This window comes from Pandoraea cepalis (genome assembly GCF_902459625.1).
GTDB classification, from domain to species: domain Bacteria; phylum Pseudomonadota; class Gammaproteobacteria; order Burkholderiales; family Burkholderiaceae; genus Pandoraea; species Pandoraea cepalis.
Genome location: NZ_CABPRY010000007.1, coordinates 85,942 through 103,104 on the forward strand (window position 1 = coordinate 85,942; position 17,163 = coordinate 103,104).

15 protein-coding genes are annotated in these 17,163 nt (G+C 65.3%); 1 reads left to right on the forward strand and 14 read right to left on the reverse strand.

Annotated features, from left to right (window positions below; all coding sequences use genetic code 11):
* Positions 1 to 3: 3 nt before the first annotated feature.
* On the reverse strand, positions 4 to 2,106 hold the full coding sequence (locus tag PCE31107_RS15510) for a tetratricopeptide repeat protein (RefSeq protein ID WP_150609655.1): 2,103 nt from the start codon (positions 2,104 to 2,106) through the stop codon (positions 4 to 6).
* A 149-nt stretch (positions 2,107 to 2,255) separates the two neighbouring features.
* A complete protein-coding gene (locus PCE31107_RS15515; protein ID WP_150609657.1) occupies positions 2,256 to 4,991 on the reverse strand; it encodes an autotransporter domain-containing protein in 2,736 nt (911 codons plus the stop codon).
* A 433-nt stretch (positions 4,992 to 5,424) separates the two neighbouring features.
* Between PCE31107_RS15515 and PCE31107_RS15520 the strand changes: the two genes are divergently transcribed.
* A complete protein-coding gene (locus tag PCE31107_RS15520; RefSeq protein WP_150609659.1) occupies positions 5,425 to 5,970 on the forward strand; it encodes a glutathione peroxidase in 546 nt (181 codons plus the stop codon).
* A gap of 228 nt (positions 5,971 to 6,198) precedes the next feature.
* Here PCE31107_RS15520 and PCE31107_RS15525 read toward each other — a convergent pair whose 3' ends face one another.
* The 12 genes from PCE31107_RS15525 to PCE31107_RS15580 all read right to left on the reverse strand — a co-directional run bounded on the left by PCE31107_RS15525 (position 6,199) and on the right by PCE31107_RS15580 (position 17,162).
* Positions 6,199 to 7,170: a VOC family protein gene (locus tag PCE31107_RS15525; protein ID WP_150609661.1), complete on the reverse strand. Its 972-nt coding sequence runs from the start codon at positions 7,168 to 7,170 to the stop codon at positions 6,199 to 6,201.
* 34 nt (positions 7,171 to 7,204) lie between these two features.
* Positions 7,205 to 8,170: a PDR/VanB family oxidoreductase gene (locus PCE31107_RS15530; protein WP_150609663.1), complete on the reverse strand. Its 966-nt coding sequence runs from the start codon at positions 8,168 to 8,170 to the stop codon at positions 7,205 to 7,207.
* On the reverse strand, positions 8,167 to 8,661 hold the full coding sequence (locus PCE31107_RS15535; RefSeq protein WP_130025154.1) for a RidA family protein: 495 nt from the start codon (positions 8,659 to 8,661) through the stop codon (positions 8,167 to 8,169). Before PCE31107_RS15535 ends, PCE31107_RS15530 begins: the two co-directional genes overlap by 4 nt.
* Before the next feature lie 17 nt (positions 8,662 to 8,678).
* Positions 8,679 to 9,710, reverse strand: a complete 1,032-nt coding sequence (locus PCE31107_RS15540; protein ID WP_017235334.1) for an aromatic ring-hydroxylating oxygenase subunit alpha — start codon at positions 9,708 to 9,710, stop codon at positions 8,679 to 8,681.
* 65 nt (positions 9,711 to 9,775) lie between these two features.
* Entirely contained in the window at positions 9,776 to 9,994 is a 219-nt protein-coding gene (locus PCE31107_RS15545) for a recombinase-like helix-turn-helix domain-containing protein (protein WP_017235333.1), read from the reverse strand.
* Entirely contained in the window at positions 9,994 to 10,347 is a 354-nt protein-coding gene (locus PCE31107_RS15550) for a hypothetical protein (protein WP_130025153.1), read from the reverse strand. The genes PCE31107_RS15545 and PCE31107_RS15550 overlap by 1 nt, the downstream gene beginning before the upstream one ends.
* A 13-nt stretch (positions 10,348 to 10,360) precedes the next feature.
* Positions 10,361 to 11,371 carry an ABC transporter substrate-binding protein gene (locus PCE31107_RS15555; protein ID WP_130025152.1) on the reverse strand — a complete coding sequence of 337 codons (1,011 nt, stop codon included), beginning with the start codon at positions 11,369 to 11,371 and terminating at the stop codon, positions 10,361 to 10,363.
* Between the two features lie 74 nt (positions 11,372 to 11,445).
* Complete coding sequence (locus PCE31107_RS15560) at positions 11,446 to 12,942, reverse strand: aldehyde dehydrogenase (protein WP_130025151.1); 1,497 nt, start codon at positions 12,940 to 12,942, stop codon at positions 11,446 to 11,448.
* A gap of 13 nt (positions 12,943 to 12,955) precedes the next feature.
* The gene (locus PCE31107_RS15565) at positions 12,956 to 13,774 is read right to left on the reverse strand and encodes an aspartate dehydrogenase (RefSeq protein ID WP_130025150.1); all 819 of its coding nucleotides are present in this window, start codon (positions 13,772 to 13,774) and stop codon (positions 12,956 to 12,958) included.
* Complete coding sequence (locus PCE31107_RS15570; RefSeq protein WP_130025149.1) at positions 13,767 to 15,419, reverse strand: thiamine pyrophosphate-binding protein; 1,653 nt, start codon at positions 15,417 to 15,419, stop codon at positions 13,767 to 13,769. The genes PCE31107_RS15565 and PCE31107_RS15570 overlap by 8 nt, the downstream gene beginning before the upstream one ends.
* Positions 15,412 to 16,218 (reverse strand): SDR family oxidoreductase, encoded by an 807-nt coding sequence (locus PCE31107_RS15575; RefSeq protein WP_150609665.1) that lies wholly within the window; start codon positions 16,216 to 16,218, stop codon positions 15,412 to 15,414. The genes PCE31107_RS15570 and PCE31107_RS15575 overlap by 8 nt, the downstream gene beginning before the upstream one ends.
* Entirely contained in the window at positions 16,215 to 17,162 is a 948-nt protein-coding gene (locus PCE31107_RS15580; RefSeq protein WP_240756189.1) for an IclR family transcriptional regulator, read from the reverse strand. The genes PCE31107_RS15575 and PCE31107_RS15580 overlap by 4 nt, the downstream gene beginning before the upstream one ends.
* Position 17,163: the final 1 nt, after the last annotated feature.

Genomic DNA, 17,163 nt, shown 5'->3' on the forward strand with positions numbered 1-17,163 from the left:
CGGTCAAATCGCGCCATCACGCCATTCCACCACGAAGTGCTTGAGTGTCCGCGCCATGCGTTCGACCACGGGTTGCCAGTGTGCGCGGGCCTCCTGGCGGAACAGACGCATCCCCGGATACCAGGGCGAGTCGTCGCGACCAAGCAGCCAGCGCCAGTCGGGAACAAACGGCAACAGCACCCATACCGGACGTCCCATCGCGCCTGCCAGATGAACGGGCGACGAATCGACCGACACCAACAAATCCGCGAGATGCAAAATCGCCGCAGTGTCCTCGAAATCGCGGATCCCGTCGCTCAGCGACACCATCGACATGCCTTCGGGGGGCGTGCTTGCCTGCGAGGCCGCCGGCCCCTTCTGAATCGAAAGGAATGTCGCGCCACTCGCCCCCAACGGGCCGAGTTGTGCAAGCGACACGGACCGGTTGCCGTCGTTGACGTGTTCGGGGCGCCCCGCCCACGCCACGGCGACCCACGGTCGCGGCACGTCGGCCAATTTTTCGCGCCAATGGGCGACGCGCTCGGGGTCAGCGCTCAGGTACGATTCTTCGCCCGGCAGATCGGCGAGCGTCAAGCCCATCGCCATTGGCAGGCTCATCAGTTCGCAATGCTGATCGAACGTCACCGGCAACGTACCGCGAGCGACGATATCGTCATCGCCCCACATGCGCCTGGCGATCGGCAAGGCTTGCGGATTGACCTCCAGGATCACGCGCGCCTGACTGCGCTCACGCGCCCAGCGCGCCATGCGCAGGAACTGGAACGTGTCTCCGTAGCCCTGCTCGTCGTGGATGAGGAGCGTTTGGCCGGGAATCGGTCTGCCGTCCCAACGTGGGCGTTGCACCTTGCGCTCAATGGACTGCGTATGTTCGAGGCTGTAGCGATAGCGATACTCGCGCCAACCACGCTCGAAGTCGCCGAGCAGGAGCAACGTCTCGGCGAGATCGAAGCGGTTGGACAGATCGCCAGGCACCTGACGAGCAAGTCTGTCGAGTATGTCTCGTGCCTCGTGCACCTTGCCTTGCGCACGCAAGACCATCGCAAGCAACCGCCACATCAGCACGGGCGCGGTCTCGGCGCCCACGACCTCGCGCAGCATCGACTCAGCCCTTTCGTACGCGTGTGCATGGACACACGCCACGATGGCGTCGTGAACCGAGGTCAAATCCGGCGGCGTGGCCGGCAACCGCGGCACCGAGGGCGGGACACCGTCGACGAGCGCCGGGCGATTGCGCGTTACCCTCTGCGCCTCGACAAGCGCAAGCGCAGCCCGCGCATCGTGACTCTCCGGCTGGAGCGCGAGCGCATCGCGAGCACAAGCGAGTGCGTCGTCCAGCCGCCCCACGAGCGGCAGAATCCGGGCACGCGTCACGAGCGTGGAGAAATGCTGGGGGGCGAACGCCGACATGATCTCCACGACCTGCAACCCCGCCGTCACGTCCCCACTGGAAACTTCAATGTCGGCAAGATTACGGTAGGCGTCGACGAACGACGGATCCAGCTCAATGGCGCGGCGCGCCAGCGTTCGCGCTTCCGTAAAGCGCTGCTGTGCGCTCAGCAGCGACGCCAGATTGCTGTGCACGTCTGCGCGTAGCGGGTCGATGTCAAGGGCGCGCAGATAGTGCGTCTCGGCGGACGCCGGACGCCCCAGCAAGCGCGCGGTATTCCCGAGATTGTTCTGCGCATCGGCCGACGCGGGCAGCAGTTCGCTCACGCGGGTGAGGCATGCCATGCTCTGATCGAGCTGTCCGACCTCCTGCAACACTATTCCGAGGTTGTTCCACCCGGCAGCAAACGCCGGATCGATCTCGACGGACCGGCGCGCCGCCGCCAGCGCCTCGTCGAGCCGGCCCACCTGCCGGCACATCTCGGCCAGATCGGACCAACTGGACGCCGGCGCACCGGGCGCCCGGCAGGTGGTGCACAGATGGTCGATCGCCATGTCGCGCTTGCCATAGGCATGGGCCATGAGGCCGAGGAGATAATGCGCGTCCGGGTGCTCGGGCGACGCTTCCAGCACGCGCCGACACAGGACTTCGGCCTGGGGCGCCTGTCCCGCCTGCCAATGCGAATGGGCTAACGCAATCGCCTGAGCGAAGGTCAGCATTCCGGGAGTCGAAGCAGCAGCAGACATCGAGAGGCGGTCGGGAGACGGTAGGCACTGCGCGATACTTCCACGGCGGTCGCGGCCATGTCAATCGTTGCGACCGCCGGACTCGTACGAACGTTTCCGAATACACACGACGCGCACGACGCTCAGAAGCGCTGTTGTACGCGCACAATCCCCGTGTGCGACACAAAGCCGGCCCCCGCTTGCAGGTCGTAGCGAATCGAGGCACTCAGGTTGTTCGCTTTCATCAGGGTCAGGCCCAGCGAGATATCGGCCAGGTCCGACACCGGCGTAGCGCCCACGGTCGTGAACGCCGTCTGGCCGGACGGATCCGCAGCGAAGCTCGCGCCCGTCGTTTGACGCGTACGGTTGTACTCATGCAGCCAACGCACGCTCAGTTCGGGCACCCACATACCCCTCGCCGTTTCGAATGGCAAGGCGAGCTTCGCCCCCAGCGCGCTACGCACCGAACTAGCGCCGACACGGCCGACCGTAAGCGCCGAGCCATTGCCGCCGGTTTCGGTATAGCCGTTCTGGTTCAGATAGCCATATGTGACGCCCGCCAGCGGCGTGACGATGGCACGTCCCAGCGCCAGTGGCCAGCCGAATTCGGCGCCGAACACGTATTGTTGACCGTTGAAGTTGCCATGGGCCACGCCGTTGAAGCCCGGCATCGATACCGATCGCGTCGTATCGTAGTGTTGCAGCACCGCCGAGCCTGACAGGTTCACGTACCACGGCTCGCCGGTGTAAGCAGCGTACCCAATGAGGCCGTACCCGTTCACGCCGGTCGCATTGCCCGAGGTGCTACCGTCATTGTCGATCGCCGTGCGCGAGAACTGGACCGCTCCTCCCGCGCGCCAACGCTCGCCGAACGCACGGTCAGCACCGATGACCAATCCACCGTAGTTGGCGCTGTAGCCGTCGACGTCGTTACGCGCCGACTGGCTGGCGTGACCGCCGAAGGCCTGTCCCCAGACGCCCCAGTTGGCTGCGCTGTCGCCCGTCGCAATCCCGGTGCCCCCGGCCTGCGCTACGCGCAGGCTGTTGACGTGCGCACCGACCACGCCCAACGATTCGAATGTGGCCGCGCCTGCGGCACGCGAATTCTGCGCCGGGGCGAGTTGCTTGCCGACCCGATTGGCCGAGTCCGTCGAACCGCCGCTCAGCGATCCGAGTGCCGCGTTGTACAGATTCAGCAGTTGGGCGTCGCTCACCCCGGTGTAGCCCAGCAAGCCCCGCAGCGACGACTGCGCGTTGGGTGCCGACGCGAGCAAGGCGTTGGTGCGAGCGTCGGCGGGTGGTGTCGTAACGGTGCCGCCGCCGTTGTCGGAACCGGCATTCGTATCCGAGATCAACGTCACGACCAGATCCTGCCGACTGCCGTTAGCGACCGTGGCGCCGGACGCGCCGAGCGTCGACGAACCGTTGACGCGATAAACCAGCGAACCTTCGTTGTAGGTGGCCGAGCCTGCCGTGTCGATCACGACATAGCGCTGCCCCGCCGCAAACGAATAGCCGAGCGACTGCAAGGCGATGCTCGAACCCGCTGCCAGTGTCGTGTTGCCGCTCACAACCAGGCGCCCGTAGCCGCTGTCGGTCGTCAAGTCGCCGGTCGTAACCGCATTGCCTGCAACACCGATCTGAAGCGTAGCGCCTGCCGCCTGCGCGTAATCTCCTGAGACCTGGATGGCATTGTTCACTTGCAATACCGACGCGTCGTTGAACGCCGTTCGTGTGCCAGCGAGGTTCAGGTGGTCGTTAAGCAGGAGATTGCCGCCGTTGAAGTGTATATCGGCGAGCGAGCTGGAAAGGGTTCCGGGAACAGCACTGCCGAAACCCGTGAGGGTGCCCTGCGCTGCGCCCGACGCCCCCGCGATGGACAAGGCTTGCGTGCCGGAATGGGAAATGTTGCCCGCAATGATGCCGGCGTTATTGATCTGGCCGATCGTGGCCGCTGCGGAGGCATTCGCGATGGCCTCGCCGGCGCTGGAAATGAGCCCGCCCGCGAGATTGTTGATGGTACCGATCGCGTCCTCGTTGTAAATGCCGTAGTTCCCGCCCGAAATCGTTCCAGCGTTGTTGATCGTGCCAATGATGCCGTGATAGGTCGTGCCACCGATCACGGTACCGCGGTTGTCGATGCCGGCGCCGGAGCCGAGCCCACTGGTGCCATCGATCAGGCCAAGGGGCAGGTTGTCGATCGTCGTGAGGGTCGCGCTTCGGTTCATCACCGCGCTTTGCGCGCCCGTAATGGTGCCGCTGTTCGTCAGCGTGCCCAACTGCGTCGATACACTGCCCATGAACGAGGCCACGCCATAACGGCCCGAGATAGTCCCCGTGTTGGTCAATTGGCCGAGACGCGACGTGTTCTCCACCCCATACCCGTTGGCGGCGGAGATCGAGCCGGAATTGAATGCAGACGCCAGTGTGCCGGCGTTGTCGATGCCCGCGTTGCTCGGCGAGAAAATCAACCCGCTGTTCTCGAGACGCGTCACATTGCCCCGCGGCGAAATCAGCAATGCGTTACCGCCGACCAGCGTGCCAGCGTTCGAAATTGTCCCGAACGTGTTCGCGATTTGGGCGAACGTCGTGCCTGTGATCGACAGGATCGTGCCGTCGTAGCGCCAATTCGTCGACGAAGTGGTGTCCGCCTGACCGGCAACGAGAAACGTGCGACCATCCATGATGGCGGCCAGCGGGATTGCCCACACCGGTCCTGTGTTCAGCGAAGCCGCTGCAACGACGGCAGCGACCGCCGCTTTGCGCACACGGCGATGGTCCGCCGAGCGCGACGTTCCGCCGTGACCGCCAGCCACTTCGGACGCGACCTGATGCGTGCCCAGACTGGCGCTCCATACCACACGATAGATGCGATTCATTCGATTTCCCGGAATACGGCTTTCAGATTGCAACGCGTTGACTCGTGAATTCGGAAACGTCGTGCGCGCAGCGACCGACACATAGGCGCAAGACCTCTGTCACGGCAGGGAAGGCCGGCCGTATCGGTCAGAAGGATTGGATGCGTGAGCGCCGCGGCACACGCTCGCTACGGCATGAGCGCGGTCTGATTCAAGGCGATGACGTGGCCTGACTCTGGGGCAGGATCACCGATGCTGCGAGAAGCGGCACGAAACATTCGAACGACCCCGTGTTTGTTCACCTGTACGACGCGCTTGACAGCGCTTGTCATTTTTTAGTCCGCGAATCCTTCCATACCCTTTACCGACTGTCAATCGGCATTTTTTCGCCGGTCGGCAGGCTCCCACAGGCTTGCGCTACACTCGGCTAACCTAACCAAGATAGGAAATACGCATGAGCACCCTCATCGAAAACATCGCGGTGACGCGCAACGACGGCCGCGCCGCGACCTTGGGCGACTATACGGGACGCGTGCGTCTGGTGGTCAACGTCGCGTCGAAGTGCGGCCTCACACCGCAGTACGAGGGCCTTGAACGCTTGTATGAAGACAAGCGCGCCGCCGGCCTCGAAGTCCTCGCCTTCCCCGCCAATAACTTCAAGGGTCAGGAGCCCGGCACCGATGCCGAGATCCTCGACTTCTGCACCACGCAGTACAACGTCACGTTCCCGCTGTTCGCCAAGCTCTCGGCACTGGGCGACGACCGTCACCCGCTCTACACGGCGCTTGTCGAAGCACAGCCCGAAGCGATCGGCGAAGGCCCGTTCCGCGAGCGTCTCAAAGGCTTCGGCGTAGTCCGCGAGAACCCGGCCGACGTGTTGTGGAATTTCGAGAAGTTTCTGATCGGACGCAACGGACAGGTCGTGGCCCGCTTCTCACCGGACGTCAAGGCCGACGACCCGCGTCTGGTCGCCGCCATCGACGCGGAATTGGCGAAGTAATCGCACCATGCAAAAAGGGGCAGCGCAAACGCGTGCCCCCTCGTGCCACAAGCGTCGGCAGGACGGTTGCCGGCGCGCCATGAGCGCCCTCCGAAACGACCTCACGTCTGGCAAGGTCGATCCGGGCCTCATGACGCCACATCGCGCGCCGGTTCCCGCTTCTCGCGACAACTCGTGAAACACGGCGCGTCATCCCCCCCGGGACTGACGCGTCCGCGATGACTCGACTCAGCGCTTGGCCGTGTCAGTCATGAACTTGCCGGTCGGCGCTTCGCTCCCCTTTTTCTGACGACGCGTGTTGCCGTCGAGTCCGCCGTCCACCGCCCATTCGGCAAATACCGTCGGCCCCGGCTCGAAGTCGCGCGGCTGCCATTCCGGCGTAAGGATGTCCTCATCGGCGTAATACTCGATGAGCGCGCCGCACGGATTCTTGAAGTACCAGAAATACGCCGACGAAATCGGGTGACGCCCCGGGCCCAACTGGGTTTCCCATCCGCAGCGGTCGATGTGCATGCCGCCGCCGAATACTTCGTGGATGTCGCGCACGGTGAACGCCACATGGTTCAGCCCGCGCTTGCCGTTCGGCAACGCCAGCAGGAACAGATCGTGATGGCCGCCGTGCGGCGCGCAACGCATGAACGCTCCACGATCCGGATAGCGATCCGACAGCTCGAAGCCGAGCTTCGTTTCGTAGAACGCCTGCGTGGCCGCGAGCGCGTTGGTGAAGAATACGACATGCCCCACTTCGATCGGCTGAGCACGCTCATACACCGGGCTCGGCGTGTTCACGCGCTGCGCCGCGATCCCCCACGGATTGCTCAATGCGCCCTTCGCGTCCACGGCCCGCTTGGCAGTCACTTCCACCCGCACGGCCAGACCGTTGGGATCGATGCAACCCGTCGCACCGTCCTTGAAGAAATAGCCGGGCTGGTCGGCGAAGCGGTCTGCGACAGCGGCCACTTCCTCGGCCGTCGTCACGCCCCACGTCACTTCGCGCAGCGTCGGTCCATCTTCCATCGCCGGCGGCAGCGACGGATCGTCGTGACGCACGGCCAGCACACGGCAACCGTTCAGCGTTTCGAAGCGCGCGCCATGCGCGTCGGCGGACACCTCGGTCAGGCCCCAGTCGCCCAGGAAGCGACGGCAGGTGTCGAGGTCGGTGACCCCGTAGGTAATTTGTTCGATGCCCAGAATCGTCATGACAGTCTCGGGTAGGGGTTCAGGGTGGGAGCGGTCACAGATCCAGCGTCAGACGGTCGCCCTTGCAGCCGGACACGCAAATCATCATGACCTTGTTCCCGGCGCGCTCAGCCGCGCTCAGCACCGAATCACGGTGATCGGGGCAGCCTTCGAGGACGCGCGTCTCGCAAGCGCCGCACACGCCTTCCATGCAGCTATGTTCCGCGTCGATACCCGCGGCGAGCAACGTCTCGAGCAGCGTCGCCCCGGCCGGCACGCTCAGCTCCTTGCCGGACTTCGCGAGCTTCACCACATAGCCCTCGGACGTCGCGGGCGGCGGTGCATCCGGCGCCGCGGCGAAACGCTCGATATGCACGTTGGCGATACCGGCTTCGGTACAGGCCGCCTCGAAGGCGTCGAGCATCACGCCGGGCCCGCAGCAGTATGCATGCGTGCCCGCCGGTTGCCCGGACAGAAACGCGGCGAGCGACGCCGGCTTGCCGCCATGCTGGTCGTCGAAGTGATAGGTGATGTCGCCGCCCAACGCGTTCAGTTCGTCGATGAAAGCGGCTTGCGGCGCCGTGCGTGCGCAATACATCAGCTTGACGCTGCGACCGAGCGCACGCAGGCGTCGATACATACAGAGAATCGGCGTCACGCCAATCCCGCCCGCGACCAGCACGGTATGCTCGGCGGTGGCGTCAAGCTCGAAGTGATTGCGCGGCTCGGAAATCTCCAGCGTCATCCCCACGCGGAAATTGTCGTGGATGAAGCGCGAGCCGCCACGGCTTTTCGGATCGGCAAGAATGCCGAGTACGTAGCGATTCGGCTCTCCCGGCGCATTCACGAGCGAATAGCTTCGCACCAGCCCGCTCGGCAGATGCAGATCGATGTGCGCGCCCGGCGTGAAGTCGGGAAACGGGGTGTCGCTGCCCACCGCAGGCACGAGTTCGATGCTCATGATGCCCGCCGCTTCGAAGCGAAGCGTGCGCACCATTGCCGACAGGTTTGACTTGCTCATAACGCCGCTCTCTGATGTTGCTGATTCTCTTGACGTCCGCCGGCTAAGCCCGCGGCGGACAAATCGATGTCGAGACGTGCGAACGCCTCGATTTCCACGCGCAGCTCCGGAAAGACCAGTGCGCTCACTTGCACGAGCGTCGAACAGGGGTAAGCCCCGCCGTTCGCCGCCACTTCCGCAAAAAACTCGCGACGGGCCCGTCCGACCTCATCCTTGTCGGCAATGTCGGTCACGTACACCACGAGCTTGTAGATGTTGGCGAGACTGCCGCCGCCCGCCTCGACCAACGCGCGGATCTTGCCGAGCACCACGCGCGTTTGCTCGTAGGTCGTAAGCGGCTCGGCGGCATCGCGCGTGGCCGGGTGCGCGGTCATGCCCGACATCAGGATGTCATTGCCCGCGCGAATGCCGTTGCTCCAGGTCGCCGTACCCAGATCGGGCACGGCCTGGGCACGGATACGCTCGGCCTTGATGAATGGGTCGATGGGCATGAAGCGTCTCGCGCGGCTTACGCCTTGCCCTGCGCAATGCGCTCGAGTTCCGCCTTCGCCAGGTTCTTCAGATGGCGACGCAGACGCACGATACCCATGTCGTGTTGATACAGATGCTCGCTCTGGTTGGCATCCGGCTCCATATCTTCGAGCATGACGCGATCCTGTTCGAGCACCGCCCAGTGGCGCGCTTCGAGACGGTTGCGATACAGGAAGCGCCACGTATCGCGTTGCCAGCCGTCGAGCTTGCGGCAGCGCCAGTGGAACACGGCGGCCAGCGTCGGCGAGACCGGCGTGTAGCTGCCCACGATCACGAAGTTGCCGCCGGGGCCGCCCGTCTTCGGGTAGGGAATCTCCAAACGCATCCAGTGCGTGCCGGTATCGGCCCACTCGGTCCAGTCGAAGTTCACATCGCGCTGGCCTTCCTTTTCGAAGACGAAGCCGCGGTCGGTGTCGCGAATGCGGAAGGCCGCCGTGTTGTCGCCTTCGGCCATCGAGTGCGACTGCTTGTGCAGATACGTGCCGTGCATCGGGTCCATCACGTTGTCGAGCACGTACCGGTAGTCGCCCTTCCACTCGGTGTAGCACAGGAACGACGAGTACTCGCCGTCGGCATCGAGTTCCTCGGGCAACACGAGCGGCGGCGGCGTGTCGATGTTCTCGGTGGCGTTGTAGAGCCAGATCGCGTCGTTGCGCTCGACGATGTGATACGCCTGCGTCGGACGCGAACCTTCGAGCTTGCAGCCCGGGCTACCCGGCACGCGCATCACGGTGCCGTCACAGCGCACTTGCACGCCGTGATAGCCGCAGGCGATGCGATCTCCCATCACGATGCCCTTGGACAGCGGGGCGCCACGGTGCGGGCAATGATCATCAAGGGCATGCACCTGGTTGTCCTGGTCGCGCCAGAACACCAGCTTCTTGCCGAGGCGGCGCAGCGAGACCGGCTCGCGGCCTACCATGTGCGACGGGCAAATCGGATACCAGAGGTTCTTCAGGCCGCGCTCGAGAATGGCGTCGGCAGTGAGGATAGGCTGTTGCGTAGTCATGGGGGACGTCTCCATCGCGATCGCTGCGCACCCGCGGCGTGCAGCGATCGAACTCTGTGATGTTGTTACTCTTCGGCCATTCGGGCGATCTGCGCGGTGTACACCGCTTCGGTCCACACGTCGCCCGCTTGCGGGCCGGGGCCCGTGCGATTCAGGTAGGCGACCAGCCCAGCCAGATCGTGTGTGCCGGCGGCATAGGCGCGCTCGATGGCGTCGCCCAGCAGGCTTTCGTATTGCGTCGGCTCATGGCGACGCGCTTGGTGCGGTTCGAGATAGCGGTCCATCATTTCCCTCCATGGCGAACCCGTTCGCGAATGCGCGCGTGCACGGGTACAAAATCGTAAGTCGGATAGCATTCGGTGCGAAACACGCCCCAGGCCGAGCGCTCCAGCTCGACGTTGACCGTCGGCAGCAGGTGCGGCGGCAGTTCCAGCGTGACGATCTGGCCAAAGCCCATCGCCACCGTCCACGACACCACCGTCACACCGGCCGGCGGGAAGCGCTCCCACCATTCGGCCGCCTTCAGGCGTTCCTGGAATTCGTCCAGATTGTTTGACTGATCGTGACGCAGGAACACCGTCAGCAACATCGTGTCGGGCTGGGTGGCCGCAGCGGCGCCCGGGGCGTTTTCGTTCATGTGGCGTCTCGCGTTATTGCACGAACTGGTTGGTGAACAGGTCGGCCAGGTTCGACTTTTCGCGAATGATCTTCTCCTGCATATAGAAATCCTGCAGCTTCGTCACACGCGCCGGATCGAACGCACCGAGACGCTCCTGGCCTGGATACACGTTGCGGGCGTAATACGTCAGGATCTTCTCGATCTCGGCTTCCTTGCCCTTGTAGCCGGGCACGGTCGCGCAGTATTCCTTGGCCGCGGCCGCCGGGTCGCGCATGATCTCGGCCACCGACTTGATCGTGGCACGAACGAACTTGCGGACCATCTCCGGCTTCTCGGCAATGGTCTTGTCCGAAGCCAGAATCGCCTGCGCCATGCCCGGGAAATACTTGTCGGTCGAGGTCATCGTGACCTTCACGCCGGCATCTTCGATATTCTGCGCCCACTCCGGCGTGCCCACCATCGCGTCGGCCTTGCCCGTGGCGACCTGCTGCCACACACCCGCCGGGCCAGCGCCCTGGATGCGCGCATCGGTACGCGTGAGACCCGCGGAGGCGAGCAGGCCCAGCGTCGCGTAGAAGCCGGTGTCTTGATAGGACAGCACCGTGATCGTCTTGCCCTTCAGGTCGGCGGGCGATTTGATGTTCGCATCGTTGCGCACGACCAACTGGTGCAGCGTGCGACCGCCCAGCAGCGCCACGCCCTTGATGGGAATGCCGTTCGGACGCAGCACGATCGGGGTGTCGCCCAGACCGCCGCCCAGATCGCCATTACCGGAGGCGAGCTGCTTGCCAACGTCGGCACCGCCTTGCACGGTCAGCCAGCGCACCGACAACCCTTCCGCCGCGTAGTAGCCCTTCTTCTCGGCCAGCATCAGCGGCGCGAAGGCCGGCAGGTTGGCCGGCGCCGGGAGCAGATAGGTAATCTGCTGGGTAGCCGGCTGCGCCATCACCGGCGCCGCCAGGCTCGTGAGTCCCGCCACGGCGCACAGGCCAACAGCACGACGCGCGCGGCGCGCCAACGATCCACGGAAAATCGACAACATATCTCTGCCTCGCTCAAGTATCGGATGACCGCAATACCCTGTGCATTGCGGCGTGTTCTGCCACTGACTGACGTTCAGACCTTGCCCGCCCACGCGAGCGGACTGTCGTTGATGCCCCAATAGAGGCTCTTCTGGTTCGTGTACTCCAGCAACCCCAGACGCCCCTTCTCACGCCCCATGCCACTCTCTTTCCAGCCGCCGAACGGCGTCGAGATCGAAAACTGCTTGTAGGTGTTGATCCAGACTGTGCCGGTCTCGAGCGCACGCCCGATCCGCCAGGCGCGCTTGAAGTCGCGTGTCCAGATCCCGGCCGCAAGACCGTAGACGCTGTCGTTGGCCTCGGCCAAAAGGTCGTCTTCGTTCTCGAACGGCAGCACGGCCAGCACCGGGCCGAAGATTTCTTCCTGCACCATGCGTGCCTGGTTCGTCAGACCCGCGATGATGGTCGGCTGATAGAAGTAGCCCTTCTCGCGGCCGTCGCCCGCCGCACGCTCGCCACCGCACAACAGGCGGCCGCCCTCTTCCAGCCCGATGGCGACATAGCGCTCGATCGACTCGCGATGCGACGCCGTCACCAGCGGCCCCATCTGCGTGTCTTCGCGCAGCGGATCGCCCACGCGGAGTTGCTTCGCGCCGGCCACCAGCCGCTCGACGAACGTGTCGAAAATGGCCTTGTGCACGAAAAGACGCGAGCCTGCGATGCACGATTCGCCCGACGAGCTGAAGATGCCGTAGAGCACACCGGCCACCGCATGATCGATGTCGGCGTCTTCGAAAACGATGGTCGGCGACTTGCCACCGAGTTCAAGCGAGACCGGCATGAGCTTTTCCGCCGCCAGTCGTGCAATGCCGCGGCCGACTTCGGTGCCGCCGGTGAAGGCGACTTTCTTGACCTTGGGATGACGCACGAGGATGTCGCCGATGACCGAGCCCTTGCCCGGCAGTACCGACAGCACGCCGCGCGGCACACCGGCCGCTTCGCAGATGCGGCCGAGTTCGAGCGAAGCGAGCGGCGTGACTTCCGCTGGCTTGAGCACCACGGCATTGCCCGCGGCGAGCGCCGGGGCAAGCTTCTGCGCGTCCGAGGCAATCGGCGAATTCCACGGCGTGATGGCGGCAACAACGCCGAGCGGCTCGTGCACGCTCATCGTCAGGTAGTCGCCGCGCGACGGCGTGAGCGTTTCCTCCAGCGTCTCAAGACACGAGGCGAAGTAACGGAACGTGCTTGATGCGCTGGCGACGAGCGCGCGCGTCTCGCTGATCGGCTTGCCGTTGTCGCGTCGTTGCAAATGCGCCAGCGCTTCGGCGCGCTGCGTAATGCCGTCGGCCACGCGATGCAGCACGGCGGCGCGCTGATGCGGCTTCAAGCCCGCCCAGTCGGCGCGACGCCAGGCCGCATCGGCCGCCTCGACGGCGTCGATCGCATCTTCGGCGCCCGCCGCCGCGATCTCGGCATTCACGCTCTCGTCGGCCGGATACAGGCTCTGATAGCGCTTGCCGGTGCCGGCGCGCCATTCGCCGCCGACCAGAATGTCGCTCGAAAACCCTTGCAGCAAATCTTGATGGCTCATGATGCTCTTCCTGCTAAATCACACAGTTCGCAACGCGATTGCGTAGCGCGCGAATGGCCGAGTACGCGGTCAGTGCCGACGTCTTGGGGTTGTCCGGCAACGGCTTGCCGCACATCTCCAGCGACATCTCGCCGAACGCCCCGCGGGCGATGATGTGATGCACGTTGCGCGTGCTCGTCGGGTCGGCGATCAGACGCACGCGCGTCGCGTCGAGCCCCAGACCGGCGATGGCCACGGTCGCCGCCACGTTCGCATTCTTCGGATACAGACGCGCCGCGTCGCGGGCGCTGCCCTCGAAGATCACGGTCGCGGTGGTAAGCGTTGCCAGATCGCAGACCTGCTCGGCCGGCGTGCCGAGCCAGCCCGTCGGCGGCTTGCGACCGGTGTACAGCACTTCGTCCAGACCGCCTTCGCGCGCCGCGGAAATCGCATCGATACCGCCGATGGCGCCCGAGAGCAATGTGACCGTCGACGCGCCGTCCTTGGCCGCTTGTTCCAGTGCGGCGAGCAGATCGGTGTCGGACAGCGCGCCGATCGACGCCACCGCGCAATCCACCCCCGACTTGAGCAGCGGCACCACGTGCCCCGACAGCGCGCTGTGACCCGCGCACTCGAGCACGAAGTCCGGGCGGCTGGAGAGCGCCTGCGCCGAACACACCACTTCGGTGTCGGCGCGCACGCTCTCGCGCACGCGGGCGGCGGCGTCCTCCGGCACGATCACGTGGCCCACGCGCAGATACGGATCGCTCGCGCACGCCTCATAGACCTTCGAGCCGATCGCGCCGAAGCCGATCAGCGCGACGTCAACGGGACGGTGGTTCAATTCATGCATTCGCAGGCTCCCGGACCGGCGGACCGGCAAAGTGCGAAGCGAAGCTGCCCACCGACAGCATGTCCACTTCGAGCAGCACCGGGCCGTCGTGCGCCATGGCGCGTGCGACAGCCGCCTCCGCCTGATCGATGGCCGTGATGCGCTCGTGCTTGAGCTGCAGGCTCGCGCAGAACGCGGCGAAGTCCGGCTGGTGCAGTTGCACGTAGTGGCGGCGACCGCCGTACTGCGCATCCTGAATGTTGCGAATCACGCCGTAGCACTGATCGTTCATCAGCAGGATCACGACGGGCGCCTTTTCCTGCACGGCGGTGGCGAGTTCGCCCACGTTGACCATCAGGCCGCCGTCGCCGCACAGGGCGACGGTCTTCTTCGCGTTGCCCGCGAGCGCCGCGCCGATACCCATCTGCATGCCCTGACCGATCCCGCCGCCCAGTGCGTGCACACCGGCGCGCGGCGAGAAGAGCTTCAGCAGACGGTTGCCCCACGTGCTGTTCGAGATCGTGACGTCGCGCACCCAGTTGAAGTCGCGGCCCAGCGCGCCTTGCAGCGCAGCGACGAGTTGACGGTACGGGCCGAGACCTTCCGCGACCTGCTTGACGGCCACCTCGCGAGCGGCCGCAAGATCGGCGTGGAATGCCGGATCGATCGACAGGCGCCCTTGCAGACGGTCCGCCAGCGCGTTCAGCACGCGTGCGGCGTCGCCCTGGATGAACAGGTCGTTGCGGTAGCCACGGCCGTCCGCCAGGCCATCGGCGTCGACGCGATAGAGCGGGCGCGGCAGCGCGAGTTTGTACTTCAGCGTTTCGTTGCCACGCAGACGCGAGCCGACCACGAGCACAGCGTCGCACGACTTGTAGAACGTCTCGACCGTCGGGTGGATGTTGAACGCGCCGAGCGTGGCCGCATGATCTTCCGGCACGATGCCGCGACCCTGCACACTGGTGACCACGCCGAAGCCCATGTCGACGAGACGCTTGACGGCGGCTTCCGCCCCGCGCGCCCCACCGCCCAGCCACAGCATCGGACGATGCGCAGCGGCCAGCTTGTCCGCCAGTTCGGCCACGCGGGCGTCGTCGTGCGTCGGCACCGTGATGTGCGGCGCGGCCAGATCCGCGGGCCATTCGATTTCCGCCGCCTGGATGTCGATGGGAATCTCCACGCTCACCGGGCCGGCCGGCGCCGTGAGCGCGGCGCGCACGGCTTCGCGCACGGTCGAGAGCGCAGTGTCGACGCAACGCACGCGATAGGCGGCCTTCGAGATCGCGTGCAGCATGCTGAGCTGATCGGGCGCTTCGTGGATATACGCGAGATCGCGATCGAGGAACTCGGTCTCGATCTGGCCGGTAATGTGCAGCACCGGCGTGCCGGCGGTGAGGGCTTCGACCATGGCGCCCGCCGCGTTGCCCGCCGCGGTCCCCGTGCTCGTGAAGGCCACGCCGAGGCCGCCCGAGACACGAGCGAGGCCATCGGCCATGTTCAGCGCACCGGCTTCGCCGCGCGCGCCGACGTAACGGATCTTTTCGCGACGCGCGATGGCGTCGAGGATCGGCATGTTGTGAATCGAGATCACGCCGAATGCGGTCTTCACACCGCACTGCTCGAGAAACGCCGCGATGACTTCGCCGACGGTGGTTGTGTTAGACATGTCTTGCCAAGCCTCCGGAAACATCGATATGGCTGCCCGTCGTATAGGACGACTGCGGGCTTGCCAGGAAAAAGATCGCTGCGGCCGCCTCTTCAGGCCTGCCCAGACGTTGCAACTGAATTTGCTTCTTGCGGGCCAACTCGCCGGTCCATTCCTCCCAGGTCTTGCCTTCGCCTTGCGCGGCAAAGCGACGGCGCCACTGGCCCGACTCCACCAGTCCGATCAGAATGCTGTTGACGCGCACGCCGTCAGGCGCGAATTCACTCGCCATCGAGCGCACCAGGTTCTGGATCCCCGCGCGCGCCGACGACGTCGCCACCATGTGCGGCTCCGGCTGGAGTGCGAGCAGCGAGTTGACGCAGACGATGGCGGCATCTCCCGTCTCGCGGGCGGCTTCGCGCAGCATCGGCAGGCAAGCGCGCGTGGTGCGAATGACGCTGAAATACTTCAGCTCCAGCTCTTCGCGCCAGGCGTCGTCGGTCGTGTCGGCAAACGTCGACACACGGCCCTGCCCCGCGTTGTTGACCAGCATGTCGAGACGACCGAATTCGCCACGAATGCGCTCGGCCAGCGCGGCGACGTCGTTCGCATCGAGCACGTCGCACTGTGCGGCGATGAGGCGCGCATCGGGATGGCGCTCGCGCAGGCGGGCTTCCGCTTGCACCAGCCGCTCGGGTTTGCGGCCGCAGATGGCGACAGCGGCACCGGCGTCGAGCAGGCGCTCGGCCGTGGCGAGGCCGATGCCGGACGAGCCGCCTGTGACCAGCGCCGCGCGTTGGGTGAGGTCGATCTTGATCATTTCAATCCCAGTGACTTCATGTAGGGGGTGGCACGGTCGTCGCTGCCCGGCCGGTAGTTCAGGCGGTGCGACAGCGCGTCGGCCGCCTCGCGCACCTGTGCGATCAGCCCCGCGTCGAGCACCGACGCGTCGAGCGTGGCGCGCGGAATGGTGACGGTGATCGCGGCGCAGATGCGTCCCGCGTCGTTGCGCACCGGCGCGCTCACCACGCTGATGCCGCGCTCGAACGACGAGGCCGATACGGCGTAGCCGCGCTCGGCGTCTTCGCGCACGCGCTCGAACAGCTCGGTGATCGTTTCGGGTGTCTGCGGCGTGTATTTTTCGAGCGACTTCTCGGGGTACAGCGCGCGAAGCTCGGCCAGCGTCAGGTCGCCCATCAGCACATGACCGTGTACGGTCGCATGCGCCGGCAGGCGCGTGCCGACGTTGACCTTGATCGAGTTGAACACGCTCGCCACGCTCTGCGCCTTCGCCACGAACACGATGTCGCGCCCGTCGCGGATCACGATGTGCGACGTGAGCTGCGTGGCGTCGCGCAGCCGTTCGATGATCGGAATGCCCAGATCGGTCAGCTCCAGCGAGCTGAGGTATTCGAAGCCCAGACGCAGCACGGCCACGCCCAGACGGAAATTCTTTTCACCGCCTGCGCGCTCCAGGAAACCCATCGCTTCGAGCGTTTGCAACAAGCGGAAGACCGTGGTGCGCGGAATGCCCAGCCGTTGCGAGAGCTCCGGAGCGCTGAACACGGGCTCGCGCGGCGAGAATTGCGTGAGGATGCGCAGGCCGCGCTCAAGGCCCGGCACCAGGTAGCGCGACTCGGTGGCCGCGCCGTCGACGAGATCGTCGCTCTCGCCCTCGCCTTGTATCGCGCGCTCGCGCAGCGTGTCGTCTTCGGTGAGCGCCTCGGCCATTGCCGTCATGCGCTTGGGCGTTACGGATGCCATC